The 16511-nt window shown below is 65.0% G+C and carries 17 protein-coding genes and 1 pseudogene; 10 read left to right on the top strand and 8 right to left on the bottom strand.

Features of this window, described 5'->3' with window-relative positions; translation table 11 throughout:
• A pseudogene (locus A3840_RS14210) lies at positions 1-441 on the bottom strand (GGDEF domain-containing protein); the annotation flags it as partial.
• Between the two features lie 74 nt (positions 442-515).
• A complete protein-coding gene (locus A3840_RS14205; protein ID WP_245676628.1) occupies positions 516-1544 on the bottom strand; it encodes an LLM class flavin-dependent oxidoreductase in 1029 nt (342 codons plus the stop codon).
• A 213-nt stretch (positions 1545-1757) separates the two neighbouring features.
• Here A3840_RS14205 and A3840_RS14200 point away from each other — a divergent pair, with 213 nt between their 5' ends.
• Positions 1758-2282, top strand: coding sequence for an acyloxyacyl hydrolase (locus A3840_RS14200; protein WP_067458095.1), 525 nt, complete (start codon positions 1758-1760; stop codon positions 2280-2282).
• Here the strand turns inward: A3840_RS14200 and A3840_RS14195 are convergent.
• Complete coding sequence (locus A3840_RS14195) at positions 2279-3469, bottom strand: BaiN/RdsA family NAD(P)/FAD-dependent oxidoreductase (protein ID WP_067458092.1); 1191 nt, start codon at positions 3467-3469, stop codon at positions 2279-2281. The two genes, A3840_RS14200 and A3840_RS14195, sit on opposite strands and share 4 nt — an antisense overlap.
• A 315-nt stretch (positions 3470-3784) precedes the next feature.
• On the opposite strand from A3840_RS14195, the gene A3840_RS14190 reads away from it, so the two are divergent.
• Positions 3785-4825 carry an aspartate-semialdehyde dehydrogenase gene (locus tag A3840_RS14190; RefSeq protein ID WP_067458088.1) on the top strand — a complete coding sequence of 347 codons (1041 nt, stop codon included), beginning with the start codon at positions 3785-3787 and terminating at the stop codon, positions 4823-4825.
• A 65-nt stretch (positions 4826-4890) separates the two neighbouring features.
• On the opposite strand, the gene A3840_RS14185 is transcribed toward A3840_RS14190, so the two are convergent.
• The 3 genes from A3840_RS14185 to A3840_RS14175 form a co-directional block, all read right to left on the bottom strand.
• Positions 4891-5199 (bottom strand): penta-EF hand family protein, encoded by a 309-nt coding sequence (locus A3840_RS14185; RefSeq protein WP_131798336.1) that lies wholly within the window; start codon positions 5197-5199, stop codon positions 4891-4893.
• Between the two features lie 118 nt (positions 5200-5317).
• Positions 5318-5566, bottom strand: coding sequence for an EF-hand domain-containing protein (locus A3840_RS14180; protein ID WP_067458082.1), 249 nt, complete (start codon positions 5564-5566; stop codon positions 5318-5320).
• A gap of 367 nt (positions 5567-5933) precedes the next feature.
• Positions 5934-6572, bottom strand: coding sequence for a carbonic anhydrase (locus tag A3840_RS14175; RefSeq protein WP_067458080.1), 639 nt, complete (start codon positions 6570-6572; stop codon positions 5934-5936).
• A 73-nt stretch (positions 6573-6645) separates the two neighbouring features.
• On the opposite strand from A3840_RS14175, the gene A3840_RS14170 reads away from it, so the two are divergent.
• The 7 genes from A3840_RS14170 to A3840_RS14140 all read left to right on the top strand — a co-directional run bounded on the left by A3840_RS14170 (position 6646) and on the right by A3840_RS14140 (position 13177).
• Positions 6646-6852, top strand: a complete 207-nt coding sequence (locus tag A3840_RS14170; RefSeq protein WP_067458078.1) for a DUF1737 domain-containing protein — start codon at positions 6646-6648, stop codon at positions 6850-6852.
• A 112-nt stretch (positions 6853-6964) separates the two neighbouring features.
• On the top strand, positions 6965-8590 hold the full coding sequence (locus tag A3840_RS14165; protein WP_067458076.1) for a methyl-accepting chemotaxis protein: 1626 nt from the start codon (positions 6965-6967) through the stop codon (positions 8588-8590).
• Positions 8591-8653: 63 nt separating this feature from the next.
• A complete protein-coding gene (locus A3840_RS14160) occupies positions 8654-9016 on the top strand; it encodes a methylglyoxal synthase (protein WP_067458101.1) in 363 nt (120 codons plus the stop codon).
• A 191-nt stretch (positions 9017-9207) separates the two neighbouring features.
• A complete protein-coding gene (locus A3840_RS14155) occupies positions 9208-9978 on the top strand; it encodes an ABC transporter ATP-binding protein (protein ID WP_245676627.1) in 771 nt (256 codons plus the stop codon).
• A gap of 166 nt (positions 9979-10144) precedes the next feature.
• Positions 10145-10849, top strand: a complete 705-nt coding sequence (locus A3840_RS14150) for an ABC transporter ATP-binding protein (RefSeq protein ID WP_067458071.1) — start codon at positions 10145-10147, stop codon at positions 10847-10849.
• Positions 10850-10853: 4 nt separating this feature from the next.
• Positions 10854-11861 (top strand): branched-chain amino acid ABC transporter permease, encoded by a 1008-nt coding sequence (locus tag A3840_RS14145; RefSeq protein WP_067458068.1) that lies wholly within the window; start codon positions 10854-10856, stop codon positions 11859-11861.
• A complete protein-coding gene (locus tag A3840_RS14140) occupies positions 11858-13177 on the top strand; it encodes a branched-chain amino acid ABC transporter permease (protein ID WP_067458065.1) in 1320 nt (439 codons plus the stop codon). Before A3840_RS14145 ends, A3840_RS14140 begins: the two co-directional genes overlap by 4 nt.
• 263 nt (positions 13178-13440) lie before the next feature.
• On the opposite strand, the gene A3840_RS14135 is transcribed toward A3840_RS14140, so the two are convergent.
• Positions 13441-13971 (bottom strand): class I SAM-dependent methyltransferase, encoded by a 531-nt coding sequence (locus A3840_RS14135; RefSeq protein WP_245676626.1) that lies wholly within the window; start codon positions 13969-13971, stop codon positions 13441-13443.
• A 69-nt stretch (positions 13972-14040) separates the two neighbouring features.
• Complete coding sequence (locus A3840_RS14130; protein ID WP_067458062.1) at positions 14041-15243, bottom strand: ABC transporter substrate-binding protein; 1203 nt, start codon at positions 15241-15243, stop codon at positions 14041-14043.
• 223 nt (positions 15244-15466) lie between these two features.
• Here A3840_RS14130 and A3840_RS14125 point away from each other — a divergent pair, with 223 nt between their 5' ends.
• Positions 15467-16492, top strand: coding sequence for a glycine betaine ABC transporter substrate-binding protein (locus tag A3840_RS14125; protein ID WP_067458058.1), 1026 nt, complete (start codon positions 15467-15469; stop codon positions 16490-16492).
• Positions 16493-16511 lie beyond the last annotated feature (19 nt).

Here is a 16511-nt window from a genome sequence, read left to right as displayed (position 1 = left end):
CGCCCGCCAATGGCGGTTGCCCAGGAGCAGGACGGCGCCGAGGGCCTGCATCAGCGCATAGGGCGCCTGGTAAAGCAGGCCGCGCAGCAGGCTGGCCCGCGGCATGTCGAGAATCATCAGATTGGTCAGCATGGCCCCGGCCAGCAGCGGGACCAGGATCCACCAGGGGCGGGGGCGGCGGTAATGATCGGCGAGACCGATTATGCAGGCGGCCTGGGCCAGGAGAAAGCTCACGAAAATGGCGAAGCTGACCGGGCGATGGTCGTCCTGATAGGGCATCAGGAATTCGAGCAGCGGCGAGAGCAGGCCGATCCCATAGCCGATGGCCAGCCAGGTCGCGCCCAGGGCCGGGCGCTGATAGGCGGCGACGATCCCGAAGGCGGTCGCGAACAGACCCGCCACGAAGATATTGATGGCCAGCACGAAGGCGGCGGCGCTCATGACGGATCGTCCTGCTACCGAATGCCCTATGCTTATGCGCCGGCCACCAAGGAGACGTTAATGACCGACGGCTCCTATGCGCGTGGCGCGATGCCCAGGGCTTCGGCCAGCAGCGCATAGGAGCGGCGGCGCAGATCGTAGGAATGGATGGTCGTGGTGATCATCACCTCGTCGGCTGCCGCTTCCCGGGCCTTGTCGGAAATGATCTCGGCCATGCGCGTGGGGTCGCCCACCAGCCAGAGGCTCGATTGGTGGTCGATCACCTGCTGCTGCTGGGGGGTCAGCACGTGCTGGGCCGCCTTTTCCGGCGCGGTCAATTGGCGCTGCTCGCCGGTGACGAAGCGGGCCCAGTTCACCGCCTGGGACAGGCCGAGATATTTTGCTTCCTCTTCGGTCGGCGCGCAGATCACCGAGAGGCAGAGAATGGTGCGCGGCTCGGGGAAATCGGGTGAAGGCTGGAAGGCCTGCCGATAGGCCTCGAAGGCTGGCGCGGCCGGACTGTGGCTGAAATGGGCGGCAAAGGCATAGCCGAAGCCCAATTGCCCCGCCGCCGCGGCGCTGGCGCCCGACGAGCCCAGCAGCCATTTGGGCGGCAGGCCGATGCCGCCGGGCGAGACCGGCACGCGGGAAAAGGGATGGTCGGCCGGAAAGCTCTCCTCGTCGAAGGCCATGAGTTCGGCGAGATAGGCGGAAAATTCCTCGCCGCCGCCGCTGCGCAAGGCCCGCATGGCATAGCCGTCCCCGCCGGGCGCCCGGCCCAGGCCGAGATCGATGCGGCCCGGATGCAGCGCTTCGAGCGTGCGATAGGCCTCGGCGATCCGCAGCGGGGCATGGTTGAGCAGCATGACCCCGCCCGAGCCGACGCGGATATTCCTGGTGGCGGCGGCGGCGCTGCCGATGAGGATTTCCGGCACCGAGGAGGCGATGGAGGGCATGCCATGATGCTCGGCATACCAGAGCCGGGTATAGCCCAGGCCGTCGGCCGCCTGCGCCAGCTTGACGGTTTCGGCCATGGCCTGTGGCGTGGACGTGCCTTCGGCAATGGGAGCGAGATCCTGCAGGGATAGGGCGAAGGGAGCGGACATGCGGATGCTTTCGATCATGTGGTCCATCGTTAAATCACGATGATAAAGGCAAAGGTCAAGGCCGCTGTGTCACATTTGCCGCATTAGCGTGGCGTTTCGCCCACGCTGATTGACTTGGCGCGGCGGGAATGGCCCTATTGCGAGGTCTTGTGGAGTAGTGTGCTGATGCGGAAATGGGCCGGAATTGCCGTGGCGGGCTTTTTGGGACTGTGCGGCACTCCAGGCCTGTCCATGGATTTGCTCGACCCTCATCCGCTCGCGGGCGTGGTCGACGAATTGCGCATCGGGCTCAACGCCCATGACGTGCACCACGCCGCCCTGCCTTTCCTCGTCGGCGAATGGGATACCAGCCGCGTGGAAGATGTCAGCTTCGACGTGCTGTTCACCTCCCCCGACATCGATGCCTTCCGCTGGATCGGCGCGCCGCGCCCCGAAATCGGCGCGACGCTCAACCTGGCCGGGCGGGATAGCCTGGTCCACGCCAACCTTACCTGGCAATTGCCGGTCTTCGACACGCCGTTCTATCTCGAAGCCGGGCTTGGCGCCGCCATCCATGATGGCGCGCTGACCGGAGCGGAACCGGGCCGCAAGAATTTCGGTTGCCGCGTCAATTTCTACGAACGCTGGGGCGTGGGCGCTCATCTGGGCGAGAATGCCACGGCCACGCTCACCTATGAGCACACGTCCAACAATGACTGGTGCGAGGCCAATGACGGCCTCTCCAATGTCGGCCTGCGCCTGGGTTGGAAGTTCTAGGCGTCCTGCCCGGCGGCCCAGCCCGAAGCCCAGGCCCATTGGAAATTGTAGCCGCCCAACCAACCGGTGACGTCCACTGCTTCGCCGACGAAATAGAGCCCCGGGACGGCGCGCGCCATCATGGTCTTGGCGTCGAGTCCCTTGGTGTCGATGCCGCCCAGGGTGACTTCGGCGGTGCGATAGCCTTCCGAGCCGACCGGCTTCAGCGTCCAGTTCTTGACGATATTGGCGGCCGCCTGCAGCTTCTTGTCGGAGAGGTCGCCGATCATGCCGGGCTGGTCGATGATGTCGCCGATCAGCTGGGCCAGGCGTTTCGGCAGTTTTTCGCTGAGAATGGTCTGGATATGAAGTTTCGGGCTGGCCTTGCGGGCGGCGCGCAGGAATTCCATGGCGTCCTCATCGGGGAGCAGGTCGACAGAGATCGCATCGCCCTCGCGCCAATAGGAGGAGATTTGCAGGATGGCCGGGCCGGATAGGCCGCGATGGGTGAAGAGCAGCGCCTCCTCGAATCTTGTCTTGCCGTGACTGACGACGGCATTGGTGGAGACGCCGGCCAGCGGCTTCAGCTTTTCCAGCGCGCCGGGCTCGAACATCAGCGGCACCAGGGCGGGGCGGGTTTCGGTTACGGAAAGACCGAATTGGCGGGCAATGTCATAGGCCAGGCCGGTGGCGCCCATCTTGGGAATGGATTTGCCGCCGGTGGCCACGACAAGGCTGGCGGCGGTGACCCGGCCATCGCCGATCACGACGTCGAAATCGTCGCCCACGCGCGCGATGGAGCCGACCTGGCGGCCGGTCCAGATCGCGGCGCCGGCCTGGCGCAGCTCATGGGTCAGCATGGCGACGATCTGCGTCGCCGGGCCGTCGCAAAAGAGCTGCCCAAGGGTCTTTTCGTGGAAGGCGATGCCGTGCTTCTTCACCTTGTCGATGAACATTTCGGGCGTGTAGCGCGACAGGGCCGAGAGCGCGAAGCGCGGGTTCCGGCTCAGGAAGCGTTCGCGCCCGATCGTGTGGGTGGCGTTCACATTGGTGAAATTGCAGCGCCCGCCGCCGGAAATGCGGATTTTCTCGCCGGGGTCGCGCGCATGGTCGACCACCAGCACGCGCCGGCCGCGGCGCCCTGCCTCGATGCCGGCCATCATGCCCGCCGCGCCGGCTCCCAGGATGATCACGTCGTAATCGGGCATGTGTTGTCCTTTCGTCACGGCAGGCCTACCCGTCCGCCCGGCGCGGAGCAAGCGCATTGACTCTTTCCTATTTGAGCGTATGAGAAGTCCTGCTCTTTGATAGGAAGCATTTGTTCGTCATGGCTCGTGCCGGCTCCATCGCCGCCTTCGTCGCCGCCCGGCTCGCCGCCGGGGGTGCCGCGCTCATGACTAAAACCACCAAAACCGCCTGACGCTTGTCCCCGGGCCGTCTCCCGCCGGGGAGAGGCGCCAACAAGCAGCCGCATCGCCCAGCGATGCGCGGGGGCGGAAATGGTAAGGGACCGGAGTTCCAAAATGGGTTATCGCGTCGCTGTCGTCGGGGCCACGGGCAATGTGGGCCGCGAGGTTCTCAATATTCTGGCCGAGCGCAAGTTTCCGGCTTCGGAGGTCCATGCCCTGGCCTCGTCGCGCTCCATCGGCAAGGAATTGTCCTACGGGGATAAGGTGCTGAAGGCCAAGGACCTGCAGCATTTCGATTTTTCGACCGTGGATTTCGCCATCATGTCGGCGGGCGGCTCCATTTCCAAGGAATGGGCGCCCCGCATCGCGGCTTCCGGCGCCATCGTCATCGATAATTCCTCCTATTGGCGCTACCACTCGGACGTGCCGCTGATCGTGCCGGAAGTGAACGGGCATGTGCTCGATCGCTGGCTCGCCGATCCCAAGCGCACCAATATCATCGCCAATCCCAATTGCTCGACCGCCCAGCTGGTCGTGGCGCTCAAGCCGCTGCACGACGCGGCGACGATCAAGCGCGTCGTGGTCTCCACCTATCAATCGGTGTCCGGCGCCGGCAAGGAAGGGGTGGATGAGCTCTGGAACCAGACCAAGGGCATTTTCGTCAACGACAGCCCCAGCCCGCAGAAGTTCTCCAAGCAGATCGCCTTCAACGTCATCCCGCATATCGATAGCTTCATGGAAGACGGCTATACCAAGGAAGAGTGGAAGGTGCTGGCCGAGACCAAGAAGATCCTCGATCCCAAGATCAAGGTGACTTGCACGGCGGTGCGCGTGCCGGTCTTTGTCGGCCATTCGGAAGCGGTCAATATCGAGTTCGAAAACCCGATCAGCGCCGATGAAGCGCGCGAGGCGCTGCGCGAGGCCGATGGCATCGCCGTGCTCGACAAGCGCGAGGCCGGTGGCTACGCGACGCCGGTGGAAACGGTTGGCGATTACGATACCTATGTCAGCCGCATCCGCGAGGACAACACGGTCGAAAACGGCCTGGCCATGTGGGTGGTCTCGGACAATCTGCGCAAGGGCGCGGCGCTCAATACGATCCAGATCGCCGAAACCCTGATCGCCAAGGGCTTTGCCAGCCGCAAGGCGGCCTGATCCTATCGCCCCCTCGGGGAGAACTGACAGTTGAAAAAGGGCCGCGCAAGCGGCCCTTTCCGATTCTACTGGCCGGGCAGCGGCTGGGGTTCGAGCATGCCGGGATCGGCGGGCGCGAGGGGCGCCTCGGTCGGCGCCGGCAGGGTGGCCGGCTGCAGGGCATTGAGCTCGTCCGGGCTCAGCCCGCCGCTCATATTGACGTCGGCCCGGTTGAATTCGTCTTGGGTGAGGTCCGGCCAGACGGCGCTGAGCTCCTCGAAGCTCAATTCGCCATTGCCGTCGAGATCGACCTCGGCAAAGGTCAGCGGTGTCTGGGCCAGGGCGGCGGAGGCGGCGAGGGTGAGGGCGGCAAGGCCCAAGGCGATCCTGCGCATGACAGTCTCCAGGTTCGGGGTGGACACACCCCATCAGGTCTCAAGAAAAGCCGCGGCCACCCCGGGGACGTTCGGGGTGGCCGGCTGGACGTCCCTCTGGATGAGGGCGGGTTCGGCCTTATTGGGCCGGGGCAGCGGAAGCAGCGACGAGAGCGTCGTATTCTTCGGCCGAGAGTTCGCCATTGCCATCGGTGTCGGCAGCGGCAAAGGCCTCTTCAGTCAGATCCGGCCAGGCCACCACGGCCTCGGCATAGGAAATACCGCCATTGGCGTCGGTATCCACCGAAGCGAAATCGGTGGCTGCCTGGGCCATGGCCGCAGTCGAAAGGCCGAGAGCGAAGAGGGAGGTCAGGATGATCTTCTTCATGGCAATCAAGCTCCATGTTGACTTGGGAGGAGCAGCATCGGGATCAATGCCGACGGGCGCTTCCGGCGACCCGTGAGAAGGACAATCGCTGCCCATTGTGGCCCGCTATGGCCCCGAGCTGGGCGGAGGCGGACCAATCTCGGGGCATTTTGCGGGCAGCCTCAAAGCCTTGGCTCGCCTGGCTCTCGAAGTTGTGATCGGGAGGATCGGGCCATCCGATATGGTTAAGCCGCCCGCAGAGCTGTTCACGATTGCGGCAGGGCAAGTGCAGATTTGCGGCGATTTGGTGTCATCTCCCGCCTTGTCGGTCCAGGGCAAAGAAAAGCCGCCCGGAGGCGGCCTTTTCTATCGCGCTCAACAGGGCGGTTCAGATGCTGGGACGGACGAAATCGCCGCTTTCGGCCATGACCCAGAGTTCGCCGCCCGAAATGTCGAACCAGGCGCCGTGCAGCGCGAGCTTTCCCTCCGCCTCCAGCGCCGCCACATAGGGGAAGGTGCGCAGGTTGCGAATGGAATTGCGGATGGAAATCCGCTCCATGGCGGTCTGCCGCTCGGTGGCGGTCATCAGGCTGTTCTGCACCACCTGGGTTGGCAGATCGCCCAGCATGGTCAGCCATTTGCCGATGAAGTCGCCGTCGTCGAGCGGGGTCTTGTCGGGATTGAGCGCGGCATGGATGCCGCCGCAGCGGCCATGGCCCATGATGACGATATTCTCGATATTGAGCGCCTTGACCGCGAATTCGATGGCGGCCGAGGTGCCGTGCTGGCCGCCATCGGGCTGATAGGGCGGCACCAGGTTGGCGACGTTGCGCAGGACGAACAATTCGCCCGGCCCGGAATCGAAGATCAATTCGGGCGCTGCGCGGCTGTCGCAGCAGGCAATCATCAAGGTGGTGGGTTTCTGGCCGGTCGCGGCCAGTTCCCTATAGCGATCACGTTCGCGCGCATAGCGCCCGGACATGAAACTGGCGTAGCCGTCGAGCAGGTGCTGAGGAAAGCTGTGCATGCGCTTTCGATTAGCGGTATGAGGCGACAGAATCAATCACCGGCATGGGGACGCCGGCACATGGGGGATATGCATGCAGATATACCGCTTCCTGACCGGCGAGGACGACAGCGCCTTCTGCCACAAGGTCACCAAGGCCCTTTCCGAGGGTTGGCAGCTGCATGGCGGGCCGACCTATGCCTATGACGCAGTCAGCAAGAAAATGCGCTGCGGCCAGGCCGTGACCAAGGTGGTCAAGGACCAGCCCTACGATCCGGACAAGAAGCTGATCGACTATTAAGGCAGGGGGCGCATACACGGAGACTTAACCATAAAAGGATAGCCCGGAGATCTGGCTGGCGCCGCCACGGGCGGGCTGCCGGTCTGGTGAAAAGCCTGGGGGCCCCGCGTCTATGTCTTCGTCCAATCCCGAACACCTGCAAGCCCGCCTCGATTTCCTGGGTCTGGACGCGGCGGCGCGCGAGAGGCTGGCTGCGGCCCGGCCCAGCGTGAACACTCATCTCGAGCCGGCGCTTGACCGGTTCTACGATATCCTGGCGAGGGTGCCGGAGGCGGCGCAATTCTTCGACGGCAAGGCGCAGATGAACCGCGCCCAGGGCAAGCAGGTCCAGCATTGGCAGGCCATTGCCGAGGGCCGGTTCGATGCCGATTACTTCGCCGCCTCCTCGCGGGTGGGCCTGCGCCATGCCCTGATCGGGCTGGAGCCGCGCTGGCATATCGGAGGCTATGGGCTCATCATGGAAGGCCTAGTCAAGGGCCTGGTCCATGACATGATGGCCGCGGCGCTGCAGCCGGAAAAGACGCGGTTCGGCCGCAAGGTACCCCGCAGCGGCGAGGCCGTTCTGGCCGACGCCGATGTCATGGCCGAAACCCTGGTGGCCCTGCTCAAGGCGATCATGCTCGATATCGATATCGGGGTGAGCGCCTATTTCGACAAGCTCAGCGCCGATGCGCGGGAGGCCGAGCAAGCCTCGCGCGCCAAGATCCAGCACGCGGTTGCCGCCACCGGCGCGGTCCTGCGCGACGTGGCCATGGGCGATCTCACCAGGCGGGTGACCGACGCGCTCGATCCCGAATTCGACCAGATCAAGGCCGATACCAATGCGGTGGTCGAACGGCTGGCCGATATCGTGGGCCGGCTCAAGGATACGTCGCGCTCGCTCAAGACCGCCACCGGGGAAATCCTGGCCGGCGCCAATGATCTGGCCGATCGCACCACGCGCCAGGCCGCGACCATCGAAGAGACGGCGGCGGCCATCGAGCAATTATCCTCGGCCGTGGTGGAAAATGCCCAGCGCGCCGTGACCGCCAATGACAAGGCCCAGGCGGTGGCGTCCAATGCCACCAATGGCGGGGAGGCGATGACGCAGGCCAATGCGGCCATGAACGCCATCGAGACCTCCTCGGGCAAGATTTCCAACATTATCGGGCTCATCGACGACATCGCCTTCCAGACCAACCTCCTTGCCCTCAACGCGTCGGTCGAGGCGGCGCGGGCAGGGGAGGCCGGCAAGGGCTTTGCTGTGGTGGCCGTGGAAGTGCGGCGGCTGGCGCAGAGCGCGGCCAATGCCTCCTCGGAGGTCAAGGCGCTGATCGAGACCAGCGCCGCCGAAGTGCGCAATGGCAGCCGGCTGGTGGCCCAGGCCGCCGAGGCCCTGCTCGACATTCTCTCCGGCGCCGAGGAAAGCGCCCGGCTGATCGACACCATCGCCCAGGAAAACCGCAACCAGTCCAGGGCTCTCGAAGAGGTGAGCGTGGCGATGCGGCAGATGGACGAGATGACCCAGCACAATGCCGCTTTGGTGGAAGAGACCAATGCGGCCATCGAACAGACCGAGGCCCAGGCCACGGAGCTCGACGGCATTATCGATGTGTTCCGCACCGGCACCGAAGCCGAAGCGCCCCCGGCCGCCGTTCCGGCTGCCAGGTCCGTGCCGGCGCGGCCCGCTTCTCGTTCCGCGCCCATGTCGCGCGCGATCGGCAATACGGCTCTGGCCGCGGATTGGGACGAGTTCTGAGCGGCGGGCACGGCTTGCCCTTTTCACCCGGCTGTGCATGAACAGGGTCAGCAGGAGGCGGATATGGCGCGTATCGGGCTGGTGGCTCACGACGACAAGAAGGACGATCTGTGCCGCTGGGCTGAGGCGCATCGGCACAAGCTCAGCCAGCATGACCTCTGGGGCACCGGCACCACCGGCAGCCGGGTCATGGCGGCCACCGGCCTCAGCGTGGAATTGCTCAAGAGCGGCCCCCTGGGCGGTGACCAGCAATTGGGCGCCATGATCTGCGAAGGGCGGCTCGACGTGCTGATCTTCTTCATCGATCCGCTCTCGGCCCAGCCGCACGATGTGGACGTCAAGGCGCTGACCCGGCTGGCGACGCTCTATGACGTGCCCTGCGCCAATAACAAGGCCACAGCCGATGCGGTTCTGGCCTTTCTCTAGCCTGTTTGCCGCCCCCGGCATGGCATCGGACATGTAGAAAACCGCGCCGCTGGCAAGAATTTGTCCATCTGGTCAGTCTCTATGCGTTGACCACCAGCCCCTGTTGTGAACAGATGCCGCAAATTTGCCCGGATTCAACCGGGTGGCATGGCATTTCAGGAAATCGGGGCTGATCGCACTTGTCCTCCGACTTGGTTATTGACGTTTGCAACGTCTCAAAACGCTTTGGCGGCCTGCTGGCCGTCAACGATTGCTCGCTTTCGGTCCGGCGCGGCTCCATTACCGGGCTGATCGGTCCCAATGGCGCCGGCAAGTCCACCCTGTTCAACATGGTCGCGGGCAATATCGTGCCCGATAGCGGCCAGGTGATCTTCGACGGGCAGGACGTGACCGGGTTCAAGCCGCACGAATTGTTTCGCATCGGCATGTTGCGCACCTTCCAGATCGCGCATGAATTTTCGCAGATGACGGCGCTCGAAAACCTGATGATGGTGCCAGGCGACCAGCCGGGCGAGCATCTCGTGGACAATTGGCTGCGCCCGGGCCTGGTGCGCAGCCGCGAAACCGAGGTGCGCAAGAAGGCGCTCGACGTCATCGATTTCCTCAAGCTCGGCCATGTCCGCGACGAACTGGCGGGCAATCTCTCGGGCGGGCAGAAGAAGCTCCTGGAACTGGGCCGCACCATGATGGTCGATGCCAAGGTGGTGCTGCTCGACGAAGTGGCGGCGGGCGTCAACAAGACCCTGCTCAACGATCTCGCCGGCAATATCGAACGCATGAACCGCGAATTGGGCTATACCTTCTTCGTCATCGAGCACGACATGGACCTGATCGGCCGGCTCTGCGATCCGGTCATCGTCATGGCGCAGGGCGAAAAGATCGCCGAGGGTCCCATGGCCGAAATCCGCGCCAATCCGGCCATCGTCGAAGCCTATTTCGGCACTCCGGTGGAGGCCGCGTGATGTCTTTTGATTTGCCGGGTTGCGGCCATACCCACCAGCCGTCACCCTCGGGCCTGACCCGAGGGCGTTTCTCTGTTCAAAGCGTGCAGCAGCGTAAAACCCTCGGGTCAAGCCTGAGGGTGACGAAAAGTGTTTGCCTGGCGCGCCGTGACGGGGGAGCCATCTGATGCCCCTGATCGAACTGAAACACGTCGTCGGCGGCTATGGCGGCGCGCCGATCCTCAACGGCGTCGATATCGCCATCGAGAAAAGCGATATCGGGGTGATCGTCGGCCCCAATGGCGCCGGCAAGTCCACCACGCTCAAGGCCATTTTCGGCCTGCTCAAGGTCACCGGCGGCACGATCGAATTCGGCGGCGAGAACATCGCCAATTCCCTGCCCGACAAATTGGTGCCCAAGGGCCTTTCCTTCGTGCCGCAGGAAAAGAACGTCTTCACCTCGCTCTCGGTCGAGGAAAATCTCGAAATGGGGGCCTTTACCCGTTCCGACGATTATTCGGAGACCATGGAATGGGTCTATGACATGTTCCCGGTGCTGCGCGAGAAGCGCCGCCAGCCGGCGGGCGAATTGTCCGGCGGTCAGCGCCAGATGGTGGCGATGGGCCGCGCGCTGATGAGCCGGCCGAGCCTGCTCATGCTGGACGAGCCCTCGGCGGGTCTGTCGCCGCGCTATGTCATCGAGATTTTCGAGACCATCCAGCGCGTCAACCAGGAAGGCGTGGGCATTCTCATGGTCGAGCAGAATGCGCGCCAGGCCCTGGCCTTTGCCTCCAAGGGCTTCGTTCTCGCCCAGGGGCAGAACCGTTTCACCGGCACCGGGCCGGAACTGATCGCCGACCCTGAGGTCGCCAAGAGCTTCCTGGGGGGCTGAGCCGATGGACGAACTGATCTTCTTCATCAACCGCGTGCTGATTTCCGGCACCGTGCTGGGCTCGATCTATGCCCTGGGCGCCATCGGCATCACGCTGATCTTCGGCATTCTGCGCTTCGCCCATTTCGCCCATGGCGACATGATGACCATGGGGGCCTTCATCGCCTTCGTGCTGGCCACGGCCCTGGCGGCAATGGGCATCATCCTGCCGCTGCCCATGGCTTTCGTGGTGCTGCCGGTGGCCATGGTGCTGACCGCCATCCTGGCCTTGGGGATCGACAAGGGCTTTTATGCGCCCCTGCGCGCCCGCGGCGCCAAGCCGGTGACGCTGCTGATCGCCTCGATCGGCGTCACCCTGATGATCCAGGGTCTTATTCGCCTGATCTTCGGCTCGGGCACCAAGTCCATCTATGTGGCCGGCGAATCCAAGGACATCTTCCGCTTCGACATGAGCTGGGCCGGCGGGTCGCGGCCGATCAACATCACCGAGCCCCAATTGATCATGTTCGTGCTCACCGCGCTGATCGTGGTGGCGTTGCATCTCTTCCTCACCCGCTCGCGGTTGGGCAAGGCCATGCGCGCCATGGCCGACAATGCCGATCTGGCGCAGGTCTCGGGCATCAATACCGCCTTGGTCGTGCGCGTCACGTGGGTCATTGCCGGCTCGCTGGCCTGCGTGGCCGGCACCATGCTGGCGCTGGACGTGGCGCTGATGCCGGACCTGGCCTTCAACATCGTGCTGCCCATTTTCGCGGCCGCCATCGTGGGCGGGCTGGGCCATGCCTATGGCGCCATCGTGGGCGGGTTCCTCATCGCCTTCGCCGAAACGCTGGCCGTGTTCAACTGGACGGCCGTGCTGCGGCCGCTCAATGCGGTGTTGCCCGAGGGCATGGCGCTGCCGGCCAATCTGGCTCTGGTGCCCACCGAATATAAACTCACCGTGGCCTTCGTGATCCTGGTCATCACCCTGCTCGTGCGGCCCACCGGTATCTTCAAGGGAGCTTCGACATGAGCGCCGCTTCCGCCCCCCGGTCCGGCTGGGACAGCCCGCTTCGCCGGGGCCTGCTGCTCTTTGCAGCCATGTTCGTCATCGTCGTGGTGGTGGGCCTGGTGCAGGGCACCGCCTCGATCCTCCTCATTCTGACGCAGGCGACCGGCTTCGCGCTGATCGCCCTGGGCCTCAATATCCAATGGGGCTATGGGGGCCTGTTCAACTTCGCCATCATGGGTTTCCTCATGGTGGGAGGGGCCTCCACGGTCTTCCTCTCCTATCCGGTCAACATGGCCTTCTGGGAGAGCGATGGGCCGATGATGCTGGGCCGGGCGCTGGCCGCCTTCATCGTCGGCGTGGCGCTGGTCATGCTGGCCCGCCGCGTGGACCGCATCGGCATCAGGGGCAAATGGCGCGCCGCCGTCGTGGCGCTGGCCTGGTTCGCCGCCTACATCATCTATCGCACCCAGATCGATCCGGCCGCCGCCTATATCGAATCCACCGCCGGCTTCGTGGGCGGCCTGGGCCTCCATCCGGTGCTGGGCTGGCTGTTCGGTGGCCTGGTCTCGGCGGTGATCGCCTTCTATATCGGCCGCATCAGCCTGGGTCTGCGCACCGATTACCTGGCCATCGCCACGATCGGCATTTCCGAAATCCTGCGGGCGCTGATCAAGAACATGGACTGGCTGACCCGCGGCACCATGACCGTGTCGCCCATGCCCTGGCCGACGCCGCTGCCCCAGCACCTGCAGGCGGCCGGCATGTCGATCCCCGACAGCTTCATGTATGCGCGCCTGATGTTCCTGGGCGTCGCCGTCCTCATCCTGGTCATCGCCTTCGTTTTGGTGCAGCGCGCCTATGGTGGGCCCTGGGGCCGCATGATGCGCGCCATCCGCGACAACCACATCTCCGCCGCCTCCATGGGCAAGGACGTCACCGGCCGCCAATTGGAGCTCTTCGTCTTCGGCTCGATCCTGATGGGCATCGGGGGCGCGATCCTGGCCACCTTCACCCAGATTTTCGATCCCTCCGGCTACCAGCCGATTAACCACACCTTCATGATCTGGGTCATGGTGATCGTGGGCGGCGCCGGCAATAATTGGGGCGTGGTGCTGGGGGCCTTCCTCATCTACATCGTCTGGGTCATTTCCGACCCGCTGGCGCAGCTGATCTTCCTCAACCTGTCGCAGCTCACCAGTTCCATCGGCTGGGGCGCCATTCCCGAGATCGACAGCCGCGCCCTGCAGATGCGCGTCTTCGTGCTCGGCGTGGTCATCACCATCGCCCTGCGCTACGCGCCGAGGGGCCTGATCCCCGAAGTGGTGAAGCGAGGCTAGCCGTTATATCAGCGCACAAGGAAATCCCCGCGAGAGCGGGGTTTTTTTTGGCCGTTTGGATCGCGACGCCGCTAGTGCGTTTCGCCTTAGAGTTGAAAGGTTAGGTATCCCTATCATCGTCACCACCGGGCGTGTCCCGGTGGTCCATGCCCGCGGCAAGCTGGATTGCCGGGACAAGCCCGGCAATGACGATAACGGATAGGGATGTGCAAAGCAGTCCCTAGCGCCGCGCCGTCACCCAGAGCCATTCGGTGGGCTGCGCGTCATAGCCGGAGCCCAGAACGGTCTCGGGCGCCAGCGGCGCGGTAATCCGCCTCCAGGACCAGCGGGTCGGGATAATTGTAATAGCGCCCCAAGGCGTCGCGCCCCTCTCCGGCGCCGGCCTTGTAGCTGGCGGTGAAGAGGCCGCCGGGCCTGAGGGCGCGGTGGATGCGTGCGAGAATGGCGGAGAGGGTCGCGGCCGGCACATGCAGCAGGCTGGCCGCCGCCCAGACGCCGTCATAATCCGCTTCGGCGGCAAGATCCTCGAAGCGCAGGATGCGAACCTCTCTTTGCAGGCGCCGCGCCGCGATTTCCGTCAGTTCCGGCGTGCCGTCGGTCGGGTCGATATCGAAGCCGCGCGCCAGCATATGGGCGGCGTCCGTGCCGTTGCCGCAACCCAGCTCGAGGATGCGGGCGCCCGACGGCAGGCCATCGAGAAAGGCATCGAGCGGCGCGCCGATCGGGCGCCGGCGGTGTTCGGCATAGGTGGCGGCCTGTTCGGCGTAAAAGCGCAGGGTGTCGTCGTCGGCCATTTCCCGCTCCCAAAAGCAAACGGCCCGGGATCGCTCCCGGGCCGCCTTCTTGCCATCGGCTCGATCGAATTACTCGATCAGGCCCTTGTTCACGACGGCGCCGCCTTCAACCACGAAATAGTTGATGGCGCCGGCCACGTCGCCGACATCGTCGAATTCGATGGCGCCCGAGGCACCTTCGTAATTGATGTCGGTGCCGGCGGCGATCAGTTCCTTGGCCTTGGCCCATTCGCCCGGCAGGATGGTCTCGCCCGGCGCGTTGGCGATTTCGCGCAGCGCGGCGGAGAGGCCTTCGCGTTCGGCCGAGCCGTTCTTCTCGATGGCCAGGGCCAGCAGGAACACGGCGTCATAGGAATTGGTCACATAGGTGCCGTTGACGTCCTGGCCAGCGGCTTCGGTCAGGGCGGAAAGGGCGTCGAAGGCCGGACCTTCGGCCGGGGCGGCCTGGGTCAGGATCATGCCTTCCAGGTCGGCGGCGTTGCGGCTGGCGAGCAGGGCTTCGCCGGCCATGCCGTCACCGCCCATGAACAGGTCGAACGAACCGGCTTCGACGGCCTGGTTGAGGATGGCGCCGCCGCCGGCATTCTCATAGCCGTAGATCACCAGGGTGGTGGCGCCGGCAGCTTCGATCTGGCCGATTTCCGGACGGTAATCGGCCTTGCCGTCTTCATGGGCGACATTGGCGAGCACGGTGCCGCCGCCGGCCACGAAGGCCTCTTCGAAGGCGCCGGCCAGGCCCGAGCCGTAATCGTTGTTCACATAGGTCATGCCCACTTCGGTCACGCCCTGGGCCAGTAGCAGTTCGGCCGCCTTGACGCCCTGGATGGAATCCGGAACCACGTCGCGGAACACCAGGTCATTGTCGTCCAGCTCGGCGACGGCGGGAGCGGTCGAGGCGGGCGAGATCATGACGACATTGCCCGGAATGGCCGAGCCATTGGCGCCGGCAATGGTGGCGCCGGAGCAATAGCCGCCGAAGATGGCGGTCACGTTCTCGGCATTGACCAGGCGGTCGGCAGCGGGGCCGGCGGCGCCGCCGTCACAGGCCGAATCCGCCAGCACGGAGGTCAGGGTCTGGCCATCCAGGATGCCGCCCTGGTCGTTGACATTGGCGATGGCGAGGTTGCCGGCATCGACCATGCCCGGTGCGAAGCCGGCGATCGGGCCGGTCACGTCGGCGAGGAAGCCGATCTTGACTTCCTGGGCCAGGGCCGGAGCGGCGATGACCAGGGTGGAGGCGGCGACCGCCAGGGTCAGGCTTTTCTTGAACATAGACGTCCCTCTGTTTCGGTTGCGCGCCGGGTGGCCTTGCTGGCCTCGCTTCTTGCGGCGCGACAACGGCTTGGAGGCGCGCAATACGCCTCGCTGGGAAGGAATGTTGCATATTCTTGAAACAAAAGTCACCGGGATTTGCGCGGTAAATCATTGTCATCGCGCAGTTGCTTAACGGGGCGCTTTTCAGCATAGACTGGCCGCCTCTTGCGGGAGGAAATCCATGGGCTTCAGGCGCGCGGCGATGGCCGCATCGATGCTGGTTCTGCTGGCCGGTCCGGTGCCGGCCCAGTTCACCACGCTCGATGGGGCGCAGGACGGGGCGGCTTCCCCTGCCATTGCCGCGCCGGCGCCCTGCGGCGACCAGCCCTTGGTCATTGCGCGCATGAACTGGCCCTCGGCTGTGCTGCTGGCGGAAATCCATGCCCGGCTGCTCGCGGCCGAGCTGGGTTGCGATGCCCGGGTGACGCCGGGCGATCCGGCCGCCACGGCTTCCTCCATGGGCTCGACCGGCCAGCCCGCCGTGGCGCCCGAACTCTGGGTCAATCGTATCGCCGATGTCTGGAACGGGGCCATGGAGGCGCAGATGGTGCGCAGCGCCGCCCCCACCTATGCCGAGACCACGTTCGAGGGCTGGTTCATGCCGGCCTATATGGGGGGCAATGGCGCCGCCGCGCCCGCCGCCGCGGCGCTGCCCGAGATTCTCGGCCCGCTGTCGCCGGGCACGCCGATCCGGTTCATCTCCTGTCCGCTCGACTGGGCCTGTTCGGTTATCAACCGCAATCTGGTGCGGGCGCATGGCATCGAGCGCCTGGTCGAGATCGTCGAGCCGGCCAATCGCTTCGAGATGGACCGGATGATCGCCGAGGCGGTCAATCGCCGCGAGCCGTTCCTGTTCTATTACTGGCAGCCCAATGCGGTGCTGGCGCAACTCGACTTCATCGCGCTGGACATGGGCGCCTATGACGAGAGCGCGATGAAATGCCTGGCCGGCCGGACCTGTTCTACCCCTGCGGCCTCGACCTTCGCGCCGGACCTGGTGGTCATCGCCCTGGCCGAGCGGGTCTTTATCGATCTGCCCCAGGTGGCCGGCTATTTCCAGCGGGCCAGCCTGCCGCTCGTGGAGATGAACCGCCTCCTGGCCCAGCTCAACCAACCCGGCGCCACGCCCGAGGCGGTGGCGGACGGCTTCGTCGCCGAGCGCGGCGAAATCTGGCGCGCCTGGCTGGACAATGGCCTGCCGCAATAAAAAGGCCGGGGCGAACCCC

Source organism: Devosia elaeis, from assembly GCF_001650025.1.
Taxonomy (GTDB): Bacteria; Pseudomonadota; Alphaproteobacteria; order Rhizobiales; family Devosiaceae; genus Devosia; species Devosia elaeis.
Note: the sequence above shows the minus strand (reverse complement) of the source record. Positions and strands in the feature narration are given on the sequence as shown.

What these genes read in the sequence shown, in the direction of transcription:
- A3840_RS14205 (WP_245676628.1), bottom strand. Translation starts at nt 1,544, where the DNA reads ATGATCGAAAGCATCCGCATGTCCGCTCCCTTCGCCCTATCCCTGCAG.
- A3840_RS14200 (WP_067458095.1), top strand. Translation starts at nt 1,758, where the DNA reads ATGGATTTGCTCGACCCTCATCCGCTCGCGGGCGTGGTCGACGAATTG.
- A3840_RS14195 (WP_067458092.1), bottom strand. Translation starts at nt 3,469, where the DNA reads ATGCCCGATTACGACGTGATCATCCTGGGAGCCGGCGCGGCGGGCATG.
- A3840_RS14190 (WP_067458088.1), top strand. Translation starts at nt 3,785, where the DNA reads ATGGGTTATCGCGTCGCTGTCGTCGGGGCCACGGGCAATGTGGGCCGC.
- A3840_RS14185 (WP_131798336.1), bottom strand. Translation starts at nt 5,199, where the DNA reads ATGCGCAGGATCGCCTTGGGCCTTGCCGCCCTCACCCTCGCCGCCTCC.
- A3840_RS14180 (WP_067458082.1), bottom strand. Translation starts at nt 5,566, where the DNA reads ATGAAGAAGATCATCCTGACCTCCCTCTTCGCTCTCGGCCTTTCGACT.
- A3840_RS14175 (WP_067458080.1), bottom strand. Translation starts at nt 6,572, where the DNA reads ATGCACAGCTTTCCTCAGCACCTGCTCGACGGCTACGCCAGTTTCATG.
- A3840_RS14170 (WP_067458078.1), top strand. Translation starts at nt 6,646, where the DNA reads ATGCAGATATACCGCTTCCTGACCGGCGAGGACGACAGCGCCTTCTGC.
- A3840_RS14165 (WP_067458076.1), top strand. Translation starts at nt 6,965, where the DNA reads ATGTCTTCGTCCAATCCCGAACACCTGCAAGCCCGCCTCGATTTCCTG.
- A3840_RS14160 (WP_067458101.1), top strand. Translation starts at nt 8,654, where the DNA reads ATGGCGCGTATCGGGCTGGTGGCTCACGACGACAAGAAGGACGATCTG.
- A3840_RS14150 (WP_067458071.1), top strand. Translation starts at nt 10,145, where the DNA reads ATGCCCCTGATCGAACTGAAACACGTCGTCGGCGGCTATGGCGGCGCG.
- A3840_RS14145 (WP_067458068.1), top strand. Translation starts at nt 10,854, where the DNA reads ATGGACGAACTGATCTTCTTCATCAACCGCGTGCTGATTTCCGGCACC.
- A3840_RS14140 (WP_067458065.1), top strand. Translation starts at nt 11,858, where the DNA reads ATGAGCGCCGCTTCCGCCCCCCGGTCCGGCTGGGACAGCCCGCTTCGC.
- A3840_RS14135 (WP_245676626.1), bottom strand. Translation starts at nt 13,971, where the DNA reads ATGGCCGACGACGACACCCTGCGCTTTTACGCCGAACAGGCCGCCACC.
- A3840_RS14130 (WP_067458062.1), bottom strand. Translation starts at nt 15,243, where the DNA reads ATGTTCAAGAAAAGCCTGACCCTGGCGGTCGCCGCCTCCACCCTGGTC.
- A3840_RS14125 (WP_067458058.1), top strand. Translation starts at nt 15,467, where the DNA reads ATGGGCTTCAGGCGCGCGGCGATGGCCGCATCGATGCTGGTTCTGCTG.